The following is a 15,968-nucleotide window of genomic DNA, read 5'->3' on the forward strand; positions in this document are numbered from 1 at the left end:
TTGGAAAATGACCTCTCCGAACTATTGATTTTACTGGGCTAAAGGGGTTCTGTTTTTGATTAGGGACTACAAAGATTTCTTGAAACCTGAAACCCGCTCCCAGCTTGCATTGGTAATTTATGTCGCCAAACTTGGGATAAAGGAAATGAACTTGCGACCACAAATATACCCAGCGAACTTAGATAGGCTTGCTTGCCGAAATAGGGCTGACTTGTCTGGAGTACTCCGATAACCGGAGCATCAGGTTCTATTTGATCCAGCCTTCGCCCTAAAACTTTCGCTACGGGTACTCCTAAAATTCTTGCGTACGCCTCGTTTGCATAAACAATTGTCGTTTTAGAATCTATAACGATTACAACATCGTGAATGTTATCGAGAATTTTGAAAAGAACGTCACAATCCCATTGCGGGAAATCGCTGTTCGAAACAGCATGGCATGCGTTACGCAATGTTGCTCACCCTTTTCCAATTCCTTTACGGAATCATCTGCCTACCCATTTCTTAAGGTGTACTGCAACCGAGTACGTCCTCCATTCAGCCAACGGTACGCCCAGAAATACAATTCAGCAAGAAATGTGTTCTATAATCGCAATTATTCCTGATTGGCTGCGATGTCAGAGTGTGTTGTCTTTTGTAATTCTTCATCAATTAAAAAACGACGGAGAACCTTTCCTACGGCTGTTCGAGGTAAGCTCTCTCGAATTTCAATCTTTTTCGGAACCTTATAGGCTGCAAGTTTCTGTTTGAGAAAAGTTAAAAGTTCCGCTTCTGTGACCTGCGCATCCTCTTTTAAAACGACATAGGCTTTGACGAATTCTCCCCAATAAGAATCCGGAATCCCAGCACAGACGGCTTCTTTAACTGCAGAATGTTCATAAAGAGACTCTTCAATATCTCGGGGATAGACATTATACCCACCGGAAATGATCATATCTTTTTTTCGATCAACAATATAGAAGAATCCATCTTCATCCATCCGAGCAATATCCCCGGTGTAGAGCCACCCATCTCTCAGAACAGCAAGAGTTTCTGTAGGTTTCTGCCAGTACTCTCTCATAACTTGATCGCCCGATACAGCGAGTTCCCCGATTTCACCAGGAACTAACGTTTTTTGCCCGGTTGCTAAGTCGACGATTTTAGCATCGGTGTTCGGCCCGGGAACACCGATTGATCCCACCCGAGCATGATCGACCGGATTTAGGTGAGTTGCGGGTGAAGCTTCGGAGAGACCATACGCCTCGATTAAACGTCCCCCAGTTAATTCTCCAAAACGATTGGCAACCTCTACCGGAAGGGGTGCAGAACCACTGACACAGACTTTAATGGAGGAAACATTATATTCTTTAACCCGGGGATGGTTAATGATGGCAACATACATCGTGGGTGCACCTGGGAAAATCGTCGGCGCATAATCGTTTATATGTTGGAGTACGACATCAATGTCGAATTTCGACAAGATAACCATAGCTCCCCCAGAAACCATCGCCAAATTCATACAGGCAGATAAGGAATAAATATGGAATAGAGGCAACGCCGTGAGGATTCTTTCCTGTCCCTCTTCTCCTTGAAGCCATTCTTTGATCTGCAGGGCGTTTGCTAATAGATTGCGATGCGTTAAAACCACACCCTTAGAAGTGCCCGTCGTCCCTCCGGTATATTGCAAAACAGCAATTTCTGTGTCCGCCGGAATATTAGGTAAGGGTAAGTCCATTCGATCCAAAGACGAATCGTTAAGAAGAGCGTCGAGATTCAATAATTTTTCAGAGATGGGAATTTCAAGGTTTGCCAATGGATCAACTGCGATCAGTTGAAGATTTGTTTCCCCCTGAATGGCAAGGACCCGCTGAAGTAACGGAGGAATGGTGATAATCCCGATCGCGCCGGCATCGTTAAGTTGAGCTTTAAGTTCGGATTCAACATACATAGGGTTCGTCTGAACCACGACTGCTCCCAAACGCATACAGGCGTAAAAACTAATAACCCAAAGTGCACTATTCGGCATATAGATAGAGATTCTGTCTCCGGATTTTACGCCTCGATAAGAAAGAGCTCGAGCCATGCGTTCGACCGCTTCATCCATTTGACGATAAGACCAGGATCGTCCTTGAAATAATAGTGCAGGGTGCTCTGAAAATCGCTCAACTGTTTGCTTAAACATCTCGAGTAAAGTGATATTCGGTATTTCCAAAGTCGCACGCACACCTGGCTCATAAGAGCTCAACCACGGTTTCTCCCTCATTTCCCTCTCCTCCTATTCTTCTTATGCTCAGCAACTTCTTAAAATATTATGATGGAGGAGATTATTATATCATAATAATTCTGAATATTTAATAAATTCATCCTGAACAGCCGTCTTGCTCTCTTAGATGGTGATCTGAATTCTTTCAAAGGGCGATTTTCTGCCTTGAATCGTTTAAGATAGAGTGAATTACGTTCAGGGAGGACCATTCTCCTCCACTAAAGAATGTGATTGAAGGGGTTTTGGGGAAGATTCTACGCCTTATTTCCCGTGGGGAATAGCCTTTGTTCGATAACTGCAGAACCTTTCCACTTAGTTCTTCCAGGTTCTGGAGCTTTTGTTGGATTTGATGATATCCGTTGGTAATAACTCCGGAATGAGAGCAATAAACTGTTTGGAAGTCTTCTTGTAAAACATCGCGGAGAGATTGAATGATCTGTGGGATGTTTTCACCGGATAGTGTCAAACGGGTCTTCGGATGAACAAAGAGATCTCCTGTAAACAAGCGTCCTTCGTGTTGATCCAGAAAAACAACATGATCAGGCGTATGACCCGGCGCAGAAATAACTTTGAGGTGGAGATTCTCACTTTCTATAAATTCCGGAAGAGGACGCGCTGAAAAACCGGCTCTCTTACCCCAGAAAAGTTGTCGGTAGAACGGAATCTTTCCATCTTGCGCACAGATTTCAAGGGCTTTCGATTGAAGATAGACTGGTAGTGAAAATTGACGCGCTAAATAAGCGGTATTTCCGGTGTGATCTTCGTGAAAATGAGTATGAACGATTTTTTTCGGGAGGACCTTTTCACAGAATTCGCTAACTTGTTGTTCTTGGCAATGAGGTCCAGTATCAATAAGAATTCCATCGATGATATAGACATAGAGATTGAGATTAGTCCCGAAACGATTAACTGGCTGGTTAAAAATCCAAACGTCCTGCTCCTGTCGGATTGTCATGAATTTTCACTCCTAAATATCGGATAATCGCCCAACTATTATTCTGATTTGTGTAATCAATGTAATATACAGCTTGCCCCATGTCAATCGATAAAATATAACAAAAATACCCTACAGAATAGACTTTTTTAACTGTCTACTCTATAGGGTACACTTTAAATCTCCTTCAGGTTTTTTTGAAGTTCACCTTTTGACCTGCGGTAAATATTTTCACTCTTTCGGCACCGGCTACGATTCTAAAAGCACGGAGATTATCTTTAATGATGAATCCTGAGAGATCTCCAATCCCATAATCAAAAAGCGGAGGAGCCAAAGGAGTTCCTGGGCCGACTAGGGTAATTTGTTGGGCATTTTTCGACAGTTCGAGCAAGCGGGGTAAGCTCTTATCTACGATGCAGGAACTGGTCAGATACACATAATCACATTCGGGAAGTAGGTACTCACTGGCTGATATCGGATAGTCGCCTTCCTCAGGATTCGATTCAATAATCACTAAGTCGCAGATCGGCTCAAGCAAACGGTCAAGGTACGGGAAATGTCCGAGAACCGCAACTTTTTTACCTCTAACTTCATTTTGCGACATAATAAACGGATCAAACATTCTGTCCTCTACCCGCTTGGCCTCCGAAAACTGCACCCCATTTTCTCTGGCAACCTGGGGATTATTGTAATAGGCATTAATGGCGGCAAGTCCCACTGTCGCTTCGATGAAGTTCCACGACTTTACACAGGTTGCAACCTCCCGCAACGGCGTTCCAATCAGATTTTTTGTCAATATGGGCATTCTCGTTTCGATAAGACGAATTCCGGCAATTCCCGAACCATTCCCACTGCGGACATAAGCATGCGGGTATCCACAGATAAGCTCATCGGTCATAAAGTTTTCCGGGATTCCGTTAATCAAATCATCATATATCTCCCACATAACATATACTCCTCATATCATCAATTTTCTAAACTCTTTTTTACGACTCCAATAGATCTTCGGTTATCTGCTCCCCGGCACGCAGGCGGTTACGAAGCCTTCGAAGCGTATTGTCAAGCTTTTCTAGGCCAACTAAGCTTTGCTTTTCCGCCTTCGAAGTCTCGATAACCCGAGCTATCCCCCCATTTTTAATTACAATGCGTTTATCCGCACTGAGCGCCAGTAAAGGATCATGAGTGGAAACGAGGATAATCTTTTCCCTTCTGGACAAGATCTCAATGGCCTGCCTACGGTCAATTCCCGCATTTTCAATCTCATCAATCAGAACGATGGGGGAGTCGCTCATAAATGCCGTGTCCGCTATCATCAGCGCTCGGGATTGTCCTCCGCTGAGCTGGGTCACTTTTGTATCCTCTAAAAATTTTTCTCCTGCCAGCTCATTGGCACAGCGAAAACACTTCGCCACGACTTCGACGGTATTGAGCGTCAATCGGCTTTGAGCGTGCATCTCTAGAAATTCGCGAACCGTCAAATCCATGACAAAATTCATATTTTGGGAAAGCTGAGCCACCAATTTGCCGTCCATCTCAAACCGCTGCAGATCATCAAGTTCCTCCCCATTGACGAGTATTTTTCGGCCAGTAGGGGTATCTCCCTGAGCAAGACATTCAATATCACTGAGCAATCTGCTCTTGCCTGACCCTGTAGGTCCCACAATACTAATGATTTCTCCAGAGGTAAGGGTAAGAGTGATGTTTTCCGGTTCCTTGGATTTGTTAAAACCACCCATAATCGTAAGGGCTGAAACGGTGCTCGAAGAAGCTTCAGTTTGGGTAAATGTCTCAAGAAATTCACAAAAGTTGAGTAGCACTCCCAATCGGTCTGTTCCAAATTCGGCGAGAGTATCATCATCGACTTCCTCCAGAGCCAAAGGCAGTGGTAGCTTTTGAGAAAGGTGATCTAAACGCAAATTAGCCAGAAAATCTCCGGCTATTGGGTATTCCTGTAATATCTCTCCAAGTCTTTTGCTATTGGCAAGGGTCATAAAATCGTTCACCGTCATATTTTCTTGAGCTCCATTTTCTTCATCATGCCCATTTGGTACGACTCTCCTATTTTTGTTTCTCCTGTGCAATAGGAACAGACCGCTGCTGGGGTTGTGAACCGTAGTTTCATATCTCTTAGGGTCTGGATCTCGTGAGCTGCTTGCAAATATTTTGCGAGCATAAAGGCACCCTGTCCTGTAATACCATTGACAAAAACAATCTTTGCTAAGGAATTTACCTGTTTAATATTAAAGGCAAATACTTCCCGCTCCGCCTGGGAAACGATATCTCCCTTGGTTACGACGACAATATCGGCCAATTTCAGCATAGGTCCTATTTTGCGTGGAGTCTTTACTCCCGATAGATTGTCGATCACACAGACGGAAAGTATTCCATTAATGTAGGGAGAGCAACGGTTACAAAGCCCGGCGCTTTCAGTAATGAGCATCTCCAAGCCTGATTGCACGCCCCATTGAACAACGTCCTCAATATTACTGACGAAATAATGGTCTGGACATATTTTCCCCGAAAATCCGGTCTGAACAGGAATAACCGCTTCCTCATAGCGCTGATTATCAAAGGAAGTGAGACAATCAAATTTGACCACGCCTACACGGTTCTTAGAACTATTCATACTTTCAATAAGCTTTAATATTATCGAGGTCTTCCCCGAAGAGGGCGGCCCAGCTACAGTTACAAGCTTCATAGCAGGTTTCCTTTCTAATTTTCAGTCATTATTTAAATTCTCTCCAGAATTAAATACATACCTTATAGTATAGCATGATATAAGTCGAAATAAGCCAAAAAATTGGGATAGACCCAATCCTCAAAAAAGGCTCATTATCAGGGCAATACGATACGTGACCATTTCTCAACGTCCAAAAAGGATTATTCAGAAGATCAAGTCTGAGAAGGCTTTGGATTCTCCATGATGCCCAGGAAAAGTGGCAAACCTGTCTGAAGATCCATGATCCCGTAAAGGAAAGGCCGGTCAAAAATCAGCTTTCTAGCAGTCACTGGCATCCCACTCTTCGTCATTTCAACGGAGGTCACCGCTGCAGCTTCTGTGCCTTTTTCATCGACTCGCAAAAAGGACTTGTGTTTAACCTCGCTGATATACAGATCCTTCGTTTGCTTTTCAGTCATCTGTGAAAAATCAGCGTACTTTGGATCGAAGGCAATCTGCATGCCCAGGTGGGAGAGCTCATCGCGAAGGCTGTCTTCATAGCTCGTCTCAAACTTCGGCAGAGCGAGTTGGACGGTAGAATTCGTCTTTTGCACCATCAACCCGGCTATATCTTCCAACATTGTCGTCCGATCTCGCTTAGCGAGCCATTCACGCGGGGTCGTCTGCTCCTCCGGTAACAAGGCAAAGAAGGCATAATGTTCATCTTCATACGGCAGGGATACGCCAGTGGCGCCAGAACCTGAAAAATATGACATCTTGCCGATCTGGTGCATAAATTCAGTCTCGATGGTACCGTTCGGGGTATTGAACGTCTGCTTGCGAGTATCAATTTTAGCAAATGGAGTTTGCCAGTCGGACTTGAAATAGATCGCATTAATAAGGTACATCACTACATCGGGCTCGATTGAATCCACGATCTTGTCGATATTTCCGTGGGTAGATTTCTTAACCCAATCATTGATCAGAGACGGTGTATTTTTATCTTTGAAATCGAGTTGCCGTACCTCTGCCGCATAAAAGTCTGCGTTGCGCTGCAGGAAAGGTTTGAACGGTGTGAAATTCTGACCAAACCAGATTGAATTCGCAATTGTGAGGGTTGTCTTGCCCTTCGTATTGCTCAGTTGGTCCATCCAATCGCGGCAGGCTTGATTGATTTGGTCCACAGTTATCCCCTGATCAGCCAGCACTTTCAACATCGCTGTCTTTGTCTCACCATCGGCGCCATTGAGAGTCATCGCTAAGGCTAGATAAACTGAAGCGGGTGAAATCAGAACATTACCCTGATGACCAGCTGATGCTTTGTATAAATCTGCTGAAAAACGGTTGATCGCTTTACGGGTGGCTTCATCCGGCAGATTCTGCACTGCCGGTCTTTCTGCAGCGTGGACTTCAGCCATCAGGTCTGTCACTTTTTCGGTTCTACTCGTCAATATGCAGCCGGATAATGATAACGACAGGCTAACGAGTGCAATCAAAAAGAGAGAAAATCTGCGCTTCATCACAATACCTCCTTTAGATTATTATCCAAGTATCAATAAAGTATCAAAAATGTTTGCGCTACTGCACCCAACCGTAATCGAGGTCTTTCCTTACATTTCTTCACACTTAACAGATATCCTGCAGAGGACGTTGCGTATATCCACTAATACAGAGATAGAAAAAGCAGCCGGATCTACCGACTGCTTTTAAGATTATCCGAGGACTATCTTGGGACTACTTCCGCTACATTGTCTAGGCACGCTCCACCCGAAGGGATAAGTCTTTCAAAATTCTTATATTAAGTAAGATAACAGAAGAAAGAGTTACTCAAATAAAGTAAGCTGCTTAGGCTCAGAAACTCTTAATATCGCTTTCTCTAGTTTTTCGTCGTTCTGAATCGCGTCTTCATCACGAATATGTTCTTCGAATTTTAAATATTCGTTGCTTCCTATGGCACTGGTTCTTACCTTTAACATGTAGATTAAGTTAAAACAATTCATGATCGAGTTTTGTTTCAGATCGGAAAGGCAAATGAGCTGCGTGCGATGTTTTTTAGCAATTTCAAAGAGTGGATTGAGCAAGTGTTCTGAAGATATAGGACCAAACGGGTTATCCATCACCAAAACGCTCGAATCCTTTTCTTCGTCCGCACCAACAGCCTCTAGTGTACGCGAGCGGGTATAAGCCATTAAAGCAGAAAGTACAGAGAAATAGACGACAAACTTTTCCCCGCCGGAATTCTCGAGCATTGCGTCCTCCCAGGTCTTAAGACTACTTTTTTGCATGTTAAGATCAATTTTGAAGACTTTAACAGGAATATGCGAATTACCCAGATAAACATTCAATAATTCGCGGCTGTACAGTAATTTGGCGATCGACTTTCTAACGTCCTCTTCACTTTTTTCCTGGCGAGATTCCTCACGCACTTTCGCAATACACTCTTCGATATATTCCGTCATCCGCACACCGGCTGCGTCACTAGAATCTAAAGAGAGTTCAATCTTCAGCATTTGCACAGGTCTGTTTCTCCCTTGCAGGCGAACCTTAGAATGATCCGAAATCCATTCTATTTCTTCATATATCCTCATCCCCTGGAGCAGGCTCTGCTGAATCATATCCTTTTTGTTGCGCTCTAAATTGGAAAGTTGGTTTTCATGAAGTTTAATTAATTCTCGAAGTTTGTCTTGATGTTGGCACATCCGCTCATAAAGATAGAAATAACCGTCATAATCCATATCCACCTTATCCCAAAGCAGGTCAAGTCCTTTAAAGATATTACTGATGTTCGTATTTCTATCCCGATAGTCCACTTTGAGCCCTGTATAGTTGTTCCTTAGGGTATCTGCCTTGGTCCGGTTCGTCGCTTCGATCGCACGGTAGCTTTCCCCTAACTTTTTCGTTTGAGCCTTGATATCGTGTTCGAGCTGAAAATCTTTTTCCGGCTCAAGGTTCATCCCTTCGAGATAGGGGTTGATTTGATCGATGAGCTTGCTGTAGTCGTCGATTTTTTTAGTGATTTGCTCGATCTCTTGAAGCAGGTTACCATACTGGGTGGATAGCTTATGATGCCGCCCTTGGAAATCTCCTTGGATAGTTTCGGGACTGAGAGGGGATTCCGCCCCCAGTTTTTTGACTTCTTCAAGTGCGATACTGCAGGCTGTCTCGGCAGCGCTCTCGTTTTTGCCAGCTTGAAAGGTTTCTTGTTGCCACTTTTTACTCGATTTTTCCAGCTCGCCTATTTCCGCACTAAGGGCCTCTGACCTTTCTTCCTCATAGACTACTTCACGATATTCGTCTTCCGCTAGGCCTAACTTGGTCAGTTCTTTTTCCTTTTTCGCACAGTCCGCTAGCAGCTCTTTTTTACGTGCTTCCAGTTGCTCAATTTCTCCTGTGTATGTGGCTTTTAGGGCGTCCAGCCTTGACTCCAGCTCTTCCAGATTTCCTTCGACGATTTCTGCCTCCGACGCATCCTGATAAGTAATGTACTTTTGCTGGATAGCTCTCGACTCTCTTTTTTTCTGCTCAAGCTCTAACAATAATCTGCTGATCTCTTCTTGTAATTTTTCCAGGCTCGAGGCCAGTTCAAACTTTCTTCTTTCTGCACCGGTGATCGCTTCAGATACTTCTGCCAGCCTTCTCCGACACGCCTGGTAGTCCTGTTCTTGTTCAAACCACGCCTGAAAAGTTTCAATGGCTGCTTGCGCTTTTTGCTGGAACTTTTTCAGTTCATCGATTGTTTGCTCAAGTTCTTGCAGAGCCTCGCGGAGGTTCAATTTTTCCGTTTCCAAGAGAGATATCCTGTTTAAAATCGTTTCAAGCTGTTTTTCATTGGCCGTTTTCTTCTTTTCGAGGAGATAGCGATGCTCCGCCTTATAGTTAAAACGCTCACAGATGGCTTGCTTCGCGACGGCTTCATTACGTTCTCCAGAATAATGTTTATATTGTTCCAGGGCTCGGGTTTGTTTTTGTTTCAGTTCTTCTTCAAGTTCGACAAGGCTATCGTTATCAAAAACCCTGCCCTCATAAAGGCAAACGAGAGAAATTCCTTCACCGGCTTGAACCATTTTGTCCGTGATTAAACGTAAGTTTATTCCCAAGTCCTCATAGGCGATAAGGGGAATAACACGACGCATAGTCAGGTTGCTCATCGCTTGGGCCAGAAGTTCGATATTCTCTTGCGCTAGAATTAAGGCATAGGGCAAAACAGGATTTCCGGCAAGCAACTTTTTCCGTATTTCGGAAGATTGATTGCGTAGATACGTTTCCCCCGTGTCATAGGGGATGTCCTTAGCGGCCAGTAAGGAGACGATTTCCTCAGGAATATGCAATCTTCCGTTTTTAAGCGAATAAAGAGACTCCGTCGAATCATCACGAATCCGTACCGCTTCTTCAAGGCTATGATCAAGGTTTTTAAGCCGTTGATTAAACAGGGTGTGAAGACGTTCCCGGTCAAAGCGGAGTTCAAATTCAAACCCGAACTTATAGAGGATTTCTTGAATTTCCTGTTCTTGTTGCTCGTATTCGGTAATATCTCTCGTGAGGGTATTCAGGACATTTCTTTCATTCAACTTAGCTTCCTGTAACCCTTGGATCTCCTGCTCCGCTCCCTTTAATTTGTTTTCTTTCGAGGTTTTTTCTTCAGTCAATCGTTGACCTTCTTGAACAAAGTTATCCAAGGTCTTCTTGAGCTCTAGTCTTACCTTCGCTATGTCCTTCTCCGCCAATTCCCCGAGCAGATTCCGATTAAGGCTCAACTTCAGCTGGGCGAAAACATCCCGTTCCTTCAGTTCATACTGTTTCTTTTGTTGCTGGAGGCTGCCTTTCTCAACGTCTAAACTTCTTAAGTCTCGGTCCAGATTAGAGAAGTCAGTTTTTACCTGCTGTAATACGTTTCCCTGATCTGCTTTTTCGCCGCTTAAGCGCGACACTTCAATCTCAAGCGTCTGTGAGATTTCCTGAGATAATTTTTTGAGAGAATACTCCAGATTACGCATCCTTTCATCTGTATCGTATTGCGATCGCGAAGCAAGTAACTTTTCGTTAATCCCGGAAAGAGCGGCCCTTTTATGATCAAGGTCCCCTCTTAGTCCGGCAGCTTGCATTATTTTAGCGGAGAAATTAGCCGCTTCCAGCCTTTCTTCGTTTTCCTGAGTTCTTCTTTCAGTCTCAGCAAGTTTGGAGGCAGCAGAAGCATGCTCCTCACTTCTAATCCAATACGTATAAGAGCGTTCCTCTAAATCAATCCGCTGTTGTTCTTTTTTGAGGTTAACTAATTCAAGCTGACTATCCTCTTGGGTTTCCTTGAGCACAGCAGTTTCTGTGTTTAAGTAACTATTAATAGCTGCAAGCTGGCTTGCTAAGTGTTTTTGTTCTTCTAAGCCATTGAGCAAGGCGACTAAAGCTTCTACCTGTTCACCGTAGCTTCCCAGAAACTCATCGAGAACTTGCTTATCTAAGATAAAGCGCTCGTTCTCAATAACCTCCCGCACTACACCTTGCATCATTTCTTCAAGTCGGTGAGCTTCGGAACTGTCTTTATAGATTACTTTCTCGATAGTCTTAATGATCCATTCATTTAATAGTTGGCTGGAGTTCTTATATTTTTGGAAGATCTCATCTAATCCGCCTTCACTATCATTGATTTTAGCGATGATATTTTTCCACTCATCTTGAGCGATTCCAAATTCAGCCAAACGTTTTCGGTAGCGCTCTCCATCATCATCGTAAAAACAGCCAAAGAGATAAGGGCCTTTTTTTTCCTTATCCGCCATCATCTCCCGAGCCTCTTTAAAGGGCTTAATCTCTAGGATATTCCCATTTTTTTGAGCCAGATCGATATTGACCAGATCAAAATCATTGGCGCTCGTATACTTTGACGTGAAGGTAAAATACTTCACCTTGTTTTTCTCATCCTCAATCCCCGAAACTTCAGCCGACACCATCCCGATACCGGTTAGGAGATAGCCCCCTGCACTGTCCAACTTCCATTCAATGAGAACATAGGCAGGTAAGCGTTTCTTGCGAAAAAATGCGTTGATTTTACGCCCTTGAATTTTAGTTTCCGGTACGATGGGTTGAAAGATCAACTGCACCAAGACACTTTTACCCCCGCCATTGGCTAGACTCAGGAGGGCGTTTTCTCCCCCGTAAAAATTAAACGTTTCATCTTGAATATGCCGTGCATCATTATTGTACGAAAAATTGATAATCCGAATTCGGTTAATTCTTGGCATCAAGCACAGCTCCTTCGAAGAACGTTTTAATCTCCTCAATCCGATTTTCATCCAGGTAATAATTGAGCATTAAGTCATCGAGTTTTCGGGTGGGACGGAGTTCACGATCCTCATCCACAAGTCGCAGCAGGTTTTCTCGCTCTAAAAGCCGACACGTATTCAAAATCGTGCCTGTTTTTGTCTTACGTCCTCTTTCTTCGAAATCCTGTTTGCTTGTCCAAAGTTCGGCAATCCGCATAAAATTCAGGGCATATTTCTCTTCGAGTACCTTAGTTTGGTCGCTGTCTTCTAAAGCCCTGTCAAAGCGTTTATCCAGTTCCTCGATTAATCTGCTGATTCTTAAGAATTCTCGCTGCTTAGGATTTCGATTTTTCCCACCGTAAAACAAATACAAAATGAACATGGAAATATAGCTCAGTAAGTAGGCATCCACGAGTTTGGCGTCCGTCGCTACCCCTTCCCGCAGGTCCTTCGTTGTATAACCCAGAACTCCGTTCCCACTATTCGGAAGCATATAGATACTGCCCGCTACTTCAATGGCCTTAAAATCGAGTTCCTCTTCAAATTCCGCGAGGATCGCCCTAACCTCTATATTACGGAATTCTAAAAAGAGATCCCCCTCGGTTTCTCGATCCAGCTGTCCCTTTTCCAGCAATTTCCGATAGATCTTCAGCGCTGTTTTAATATCGCTCACTCAAAGCTCACCTCAATCCTAAAATCGCTAATCGCGATGCGCCGACTCAACTTTTCTTCCCCAATATAGGTCTCTATTTCCTGTTCAAATAATTGTTCATCAGGCTTACTGATCTCAATTTCTTGAATCCCAAATAAATCCGATTGCGTATATTCAATGCGATACAGACAATAGCTGACATCAAGTTCCCCTGTGGAGTTGGCGATGACCTCCTCCTGCTGCATTTTCCACTTGGTTATATCGATCATCTGGAGGTCATAGAGCTTGAGCATGGTCTTAAAAACAAAATCATCTTCGATTAATTCTTCAAATATTTTTTCGCTATTTTTGAGATCCTGAAATAACTCACTAAACCTGAAGGATTCCCGTTTGCGATCAGCAAATTCTAAAATGCAGTGGATAAACTCGATATTACGGTCATTAATTTTGCTGATTTTTCGCAGTTCCATGTCTTCACCCAGTTCCTCCATAACAATACTCTGGTTGATCTCTTCTTCCTGCTTAAGCCGGGCTTGGCGATCAAACAAGGTGAGCAAGTTCAGGATGCGGTCCGGATTGGGCTTAAATAAGGGATTCAGCAGTTGCCAGAGAGAGGAAACAATGCTTTCATCACCTTGTTCTAAGGGTTTTAAGATCACTTGTTCAAAGTCATAATAGCGGGCCCGAGCAAGAGCAAAAGAATCGGCAATCGTTTCCTTATAGATTCTGGACAAACTAAGGCGTTCAAGAATCAATTCTTTCTGTTCACTTATGGTGAGATTGATATTTCTGCGAATTATCGCGATCTCGGAGCGTGCTTTTGTCATTTGCTCATCCAACGCGCCCCGGGTGTTTTCCTCTTCTTTGAGGCGTTTTTCTGAAAGTACGATCATGGAGCGGATCTCATTCATCATGCCGTATTCTTCTTCGAGTAAGGTATAGGTACTCGCGACCAAACGCTCGAATTCTTCGATATTGACTTCGTATATGTTTTCCCGGACTTTCTGGACAAACTGCCGGATATCGTTCTTTTTTTGCCGGATCATCTGCACAAGGTTCGCACTTTGCCCGATCGCTTTTTTGTAGTTTTTGCGCTTAATCAATTCTCGAAGTTTCAATTCTTCAATCGTAAAATTGATTTCCTGCTCGACTTCTTTCGTGCGGAAGAGTAGATCATACCCCTGATCGGTCAGTTGGTAATTCAAAATATATCCTCGCTGATCATCGATGAGCTTGTCATCAATCAGTCTGATTCGGAGTTGTTCCATTCCCTTCCCATATTTCATGACGGGGTAGTAGCGAGCCTCACCGCCATTTTGCAGGATGTCTTTGATGATGTATTCTGTCAACTGGCGAAGGACTTCTGAAGATAGATTCAGCGAATACTCAGGAATAATCTTAGCCATAAAGTGGGCAATACTGTCCATCGTACAATCTTCGTCCTCGCTTAATGTCTTTTCCATAATGAATACAAGGACAGAGAGGATAATGTTATCTAGCTGCCCTGGCTCAAATAATCGCTCAAACTCCATTTTCCGATTGGTGCGATTGATAATGGAATCAATCGCACCAACAAGTTTCATCCTCTGTTCAAAGCCTTCAAGAAACTCCAGATTTGTAACTTTCATTCCGTCTATCCCTCGCTTCTTTTACTCTGAAAAAGACTTAAAGACCTGTTAGCGTAGCTTTTCGCCCAGGAGTGAACGATTTCTTCGGAGGGGCGCTCAGAAGAGCGAAGCTTCCGATGAACCAGCGTCGCCGAGGGCTTGGCCATGGAGGGCCTGATGTCGCGGGCGCAACCTTCGGGCGAACAGTTCACTGGACTGTTCGGGATTTGCAGGAGCGACGCACATGCAGTAACCAGAAGGGTTGGCAAAGCTGCCTCGGAAGCAAGTGAGTCAGCCTGGAGATGGTGAGTACGTGAGTCTCCAGTGGAGATTCACGCCCGAAGGTACGGATGCGCGAAAAGTTCCACGACCTCATCCTTTTCATCCTTTTCATCCTCTGCAGGTGCTGCGGAGGAGCGGCATGAATGTCTATTTTAAAAGGTTTGCAACCACTTGATAATTCACAATTTCTTGAGGTATATATTTTCCCTCAGCCAACAATCGCATTAAATCTCTTCCCTCTGCCAATCCCAATAAAGATAAAAATTCGGGAAGCGGGCCGATAACCCCTCTATGATCTAGAGATTTTGGTAATTCGACCTTTGCAGCCCGTTCGAGCATAAGCCGGTATAAAGAGGAAAAGGGGGTTAGCTCCAGAGACGGGTTGGCTTCTCTGGTGCGAAAAAACAGGCGGATACCTTCCCAGTCGAGATCCCCAAAGTAGAGAAAGCGGGAAGCTCGTCCTTCCCCACTCAGCATAGCATCATTATATTCTTCCAAGGCCCCTCGCTTCGTGATCTTATTCCCTTCACCATACAAGAGCACATTAACGATGGTATCGGCAATTCTGTTTTTTCCGGTATCTTGCATCAGCTTTCGGAACGTAAACCAAGTGTCTTTATTCTCGATGACTAAGACGGTTGTGAGCTCGCCACGTTCATGAAGATATTCGAAAAAGGGCTCAGGAGTATCATAATAGTTAAGAAAACCCTCTTCTAACCCATTAAACTTGAGCACTTCTTTGACTAAGGACAGATGCTCATCTAACAACTTTTCTCTGCCCCACACCGAAAATGACCGTTCCTTGCGTGACATGGGCCTTGCTAATAAATCTTGAGAAAACCACAAATATTTACTGATTCCTTCCACGATCTGCAGGTGTTTTTTATATAATTGCGGTCTATGCAAATAACCAGCAATGCTTAAAACGGGATTGAGCCGACGAATCGCCTCAAGGTAATGGGTATTCTCTTCTTGAGGTTTAACAATTCGATATTTATTAAAGAGAGGCGGTATGCGTCCATTTTTTTTCGAAGACTTCACCGGAGTAAGAGCTCCGCTTGCCACTAACTTTTCGACTTCGCTGTGAAATCGATCATAATCCGATTCTCGAAGTATCTGTTGGAGCTCCACATCAGTAATCGTTTTGCTGGCATTTTTCAGTACTTTTTCGAGCGGTTCCATTCCAATCTCCTTAATCATTACTTACCTAAAACTATACCTTTTTCTCATATCATTGACAATAACTAAGCGGGCTAATCTAGGGTATTCGCTACAGCTTATTAATAGTTCAAGGACGTTCCAAGCGGGGACGCCCTTAGTATAAGCCTTTGACGAAAAGCA

The 15,968-nt window shown here is 43.8% G+C and carries 11 protein-coding genes; all 11 read right to left on the minus strand.

What is annotated here, in order from left to right; all coding sequences use genetic code 11:
- Window positions 1-59: 59 nt before the first annotated feature.
- The 11 genes from VM640_RS12670 to VM640_RS12720 all read right to left on the minus strand — a co-directional run bounded on the left by VM640_RS12670 (window position 60) and on the right by VM640_RS12720 (window position 15,827).
- On the minus strand, window positions 60-449 hold the full coding sequence (locus VM640_RS12670) for a PAS domain-containing protein (RefSeq protein ID WP_325392770.1): 390 nt from the start codon (window positions 447-449) through the stop codon (window positions 60-62).
- A gap of 143 nt (window positions 450-592) precedes the next feature.
- Window positions 593-2,239: a long-chain-fatty-acid--CoA ligase gene (locus tag VM640_RS12675; RefSeq protein WP_325392772.1), complete on the minus strand. Its 1,647-nt coding sequence runs from the start codon at window positions 2,237-2,239 to the stop codon at window positions 593-595.
- Between the two features lie 145 nt (window positions 2,240-2,384).
- On the minus strand, window positions 2,385-3,194 hold the full coding sequence (locus tag VM640_RS12680; RefSeq protein WP_325392774.1) for an MBL fold metallo-hydrolase: 810 nt from the start codon (window positions 3,192-3,194) through the stop codon (window positions 2,385-2,387).
- Between the two features lie 166 nt (window positions 3,195-3,360).
- Complete coding sequence (locus VM640_RS12685; RefSeq protein ID WP_325392775.1) at window positions 3,361-4,119, minus strand: DUF364 domain-containing protein; 759 nt, start codon at window positions 4,117-4,119, stop codon at window positions 3,361-3,363.
- 40 nt (window positions 4,120-4,159) lie between these two features.
- Window positions 4,160-5,182: an ABC transporter ATP-binding protein gene (locus VM640_RS12690; RefSeq protein ID WP_325392777.1), complete on the minus strand. Its 1,023-nt coding sequence runs from the start codon at window positions 5,180-5,182 to the stop codon at window positions 4,160-4,162.
- Window positions 5,179-5,871: a GTP-binding protein gene (locus tag VM640_RS12695; protein WP_325392779.1), complete on the minus strand. Its 693-nt coding sequence runs from the start codon at window positions 5,869-5,871 to the stop codon at window positions 5,179-5,181. The genes VM640_RS12690 and VM640_RS12695 overlap by 4 nt, the downstream gene beginning before the upstream one ends.
- A gap of 194 nt (window positions 5,872-6,065) precedes the next feature.
- Window positions 6,066-7,283, minus strand: coding sequence for a serpin family protein (locus VM640_RS12700; RefSeq protein ID WP_325392781.1), 1,218 nt, complete (start codon window positions 7,281-7,283; stop codon window positions 6,066-6,068).
- Window positions 7,284-7,655: 372 nt separating this feature from the next.
- On the minus strand, window positions 7,656-12,065 hold the full coding sequence (locus VM640_RS12705) for a coiled-coil domain-containing protein (RefSeq protein ID WP_325392783.1): 4,410 nt from the start codon (window positions 12,063-12,065) through the stop codon (window positions 7,656-7,658).
- Window positions 12,052-12,759, minus strand: a complete 708-nt coding sequence (locus tag VM640_RS12710; protein WP_325392785.1) for a DUF6063 family protein — start codon at window positions 12,757-12,759, stop codon at window positions 12,052-12,054. The genes VM640_RS12705 and VM640_RS12710 overlap by 14 nt, the downstream gene beginning before the upstream one ends.
- The gene (locus VM640_RS12715; protein WP_325392787.1) at window positions 12,756-14,366 is read right to left on the minus strand and encodes a hypothetical protein; all 1,611 of its coding nucleotides are present in this window, start codon (window positions 14,364-14,366) and stop codon (window positions 12,756-12,758) included. The genes VM640_RS12710 and VM640_RS12715 overlap by 4 nt, the downstream gene beginning before the upstream one ends.
- A gap of 408 nt (window positions 14,367-14,774) precedes the next feature.
- Window positions 14,775-15,827, minus strand: coding sequence for a Wadjet anti-phage system protein JetD domain-containing protein (locus VM640_RS12720; protein WP_325392789.1), 1,053 nt, complete (start codon window positions 15,825-15,827; stop codon window positions 14,775-14,777).
- Window positions 15,828-15,968 lie beyond the last annotated feature (141 nt).

It is taken from the genome of Desulfitobacterium sp. (assembly GCF_035539115.1).
Lineage (GTDB): Bacteria > Bacillota > Desulfitobacteriia > Desulfitobacteriales > Desulfitobacteriaceae > Desulfitobacterium_A.

Bases quoted from the DNA above. Each gene is read 5' to 3' on its own strand.
- VM640_RS12675 (WP_325392772.1), bottom strand. From the start codon at position 2,239: ATGAGGGAGAAACCGTGGTTGAGCTCTTATGAGCCAGGTGTGCGTGCG.
- VM640_RS12680 (WP_325392774.1), bottom strand. From the start codon at position 3,194: ATGACAATCCGACAGGAGCAGGACGTTTGGATTTTTAACCAGCCAGTT.
- VM640_RS12685 (WP_325392775.1), bottom strand. From the start codon at position 4,119: ATGTGGGAGATATATGATGATTTGATTAACGGAATCCCGGAAAACTTT.
- VM640_RS12690 (WP_325392777.1), bottom strand. From the start codon at position 5,182: ATGACGGTGAACGATTTTATGACCCTTGCCAATAGCAAAAGACTTGGA.
- VM640_RS12695 (WP_325392779.1), bottom strand. From the start codon at position 5,871: ATGAAGCTTGTAACTGTAGCTGGGCCGCCCTCTTCGGGGAAGACCTCG.
- VM640_RS12705 (WP_325392783.1), bottom strand. From the start codon at position 12,065: ATGCCAAGAATTAACCGAATTCGGATTATCAATTTTTCGTACAATAAT.
- VM640_RS12715 (WP_325392787.1), bottom strand. From the start codon at position 14,366: ATGAAAGTTACAAATCTGGAGTTTCTTGAAGGCTTTGAACAGAGGATG.
- VM640_RS12720 (WP_325392789.1), bottom strand. From the start codon at position 15,827: ATGATTAAGGAGATTGGAATGGAACCGCTCGAAAAAGTACTGAAAAAT.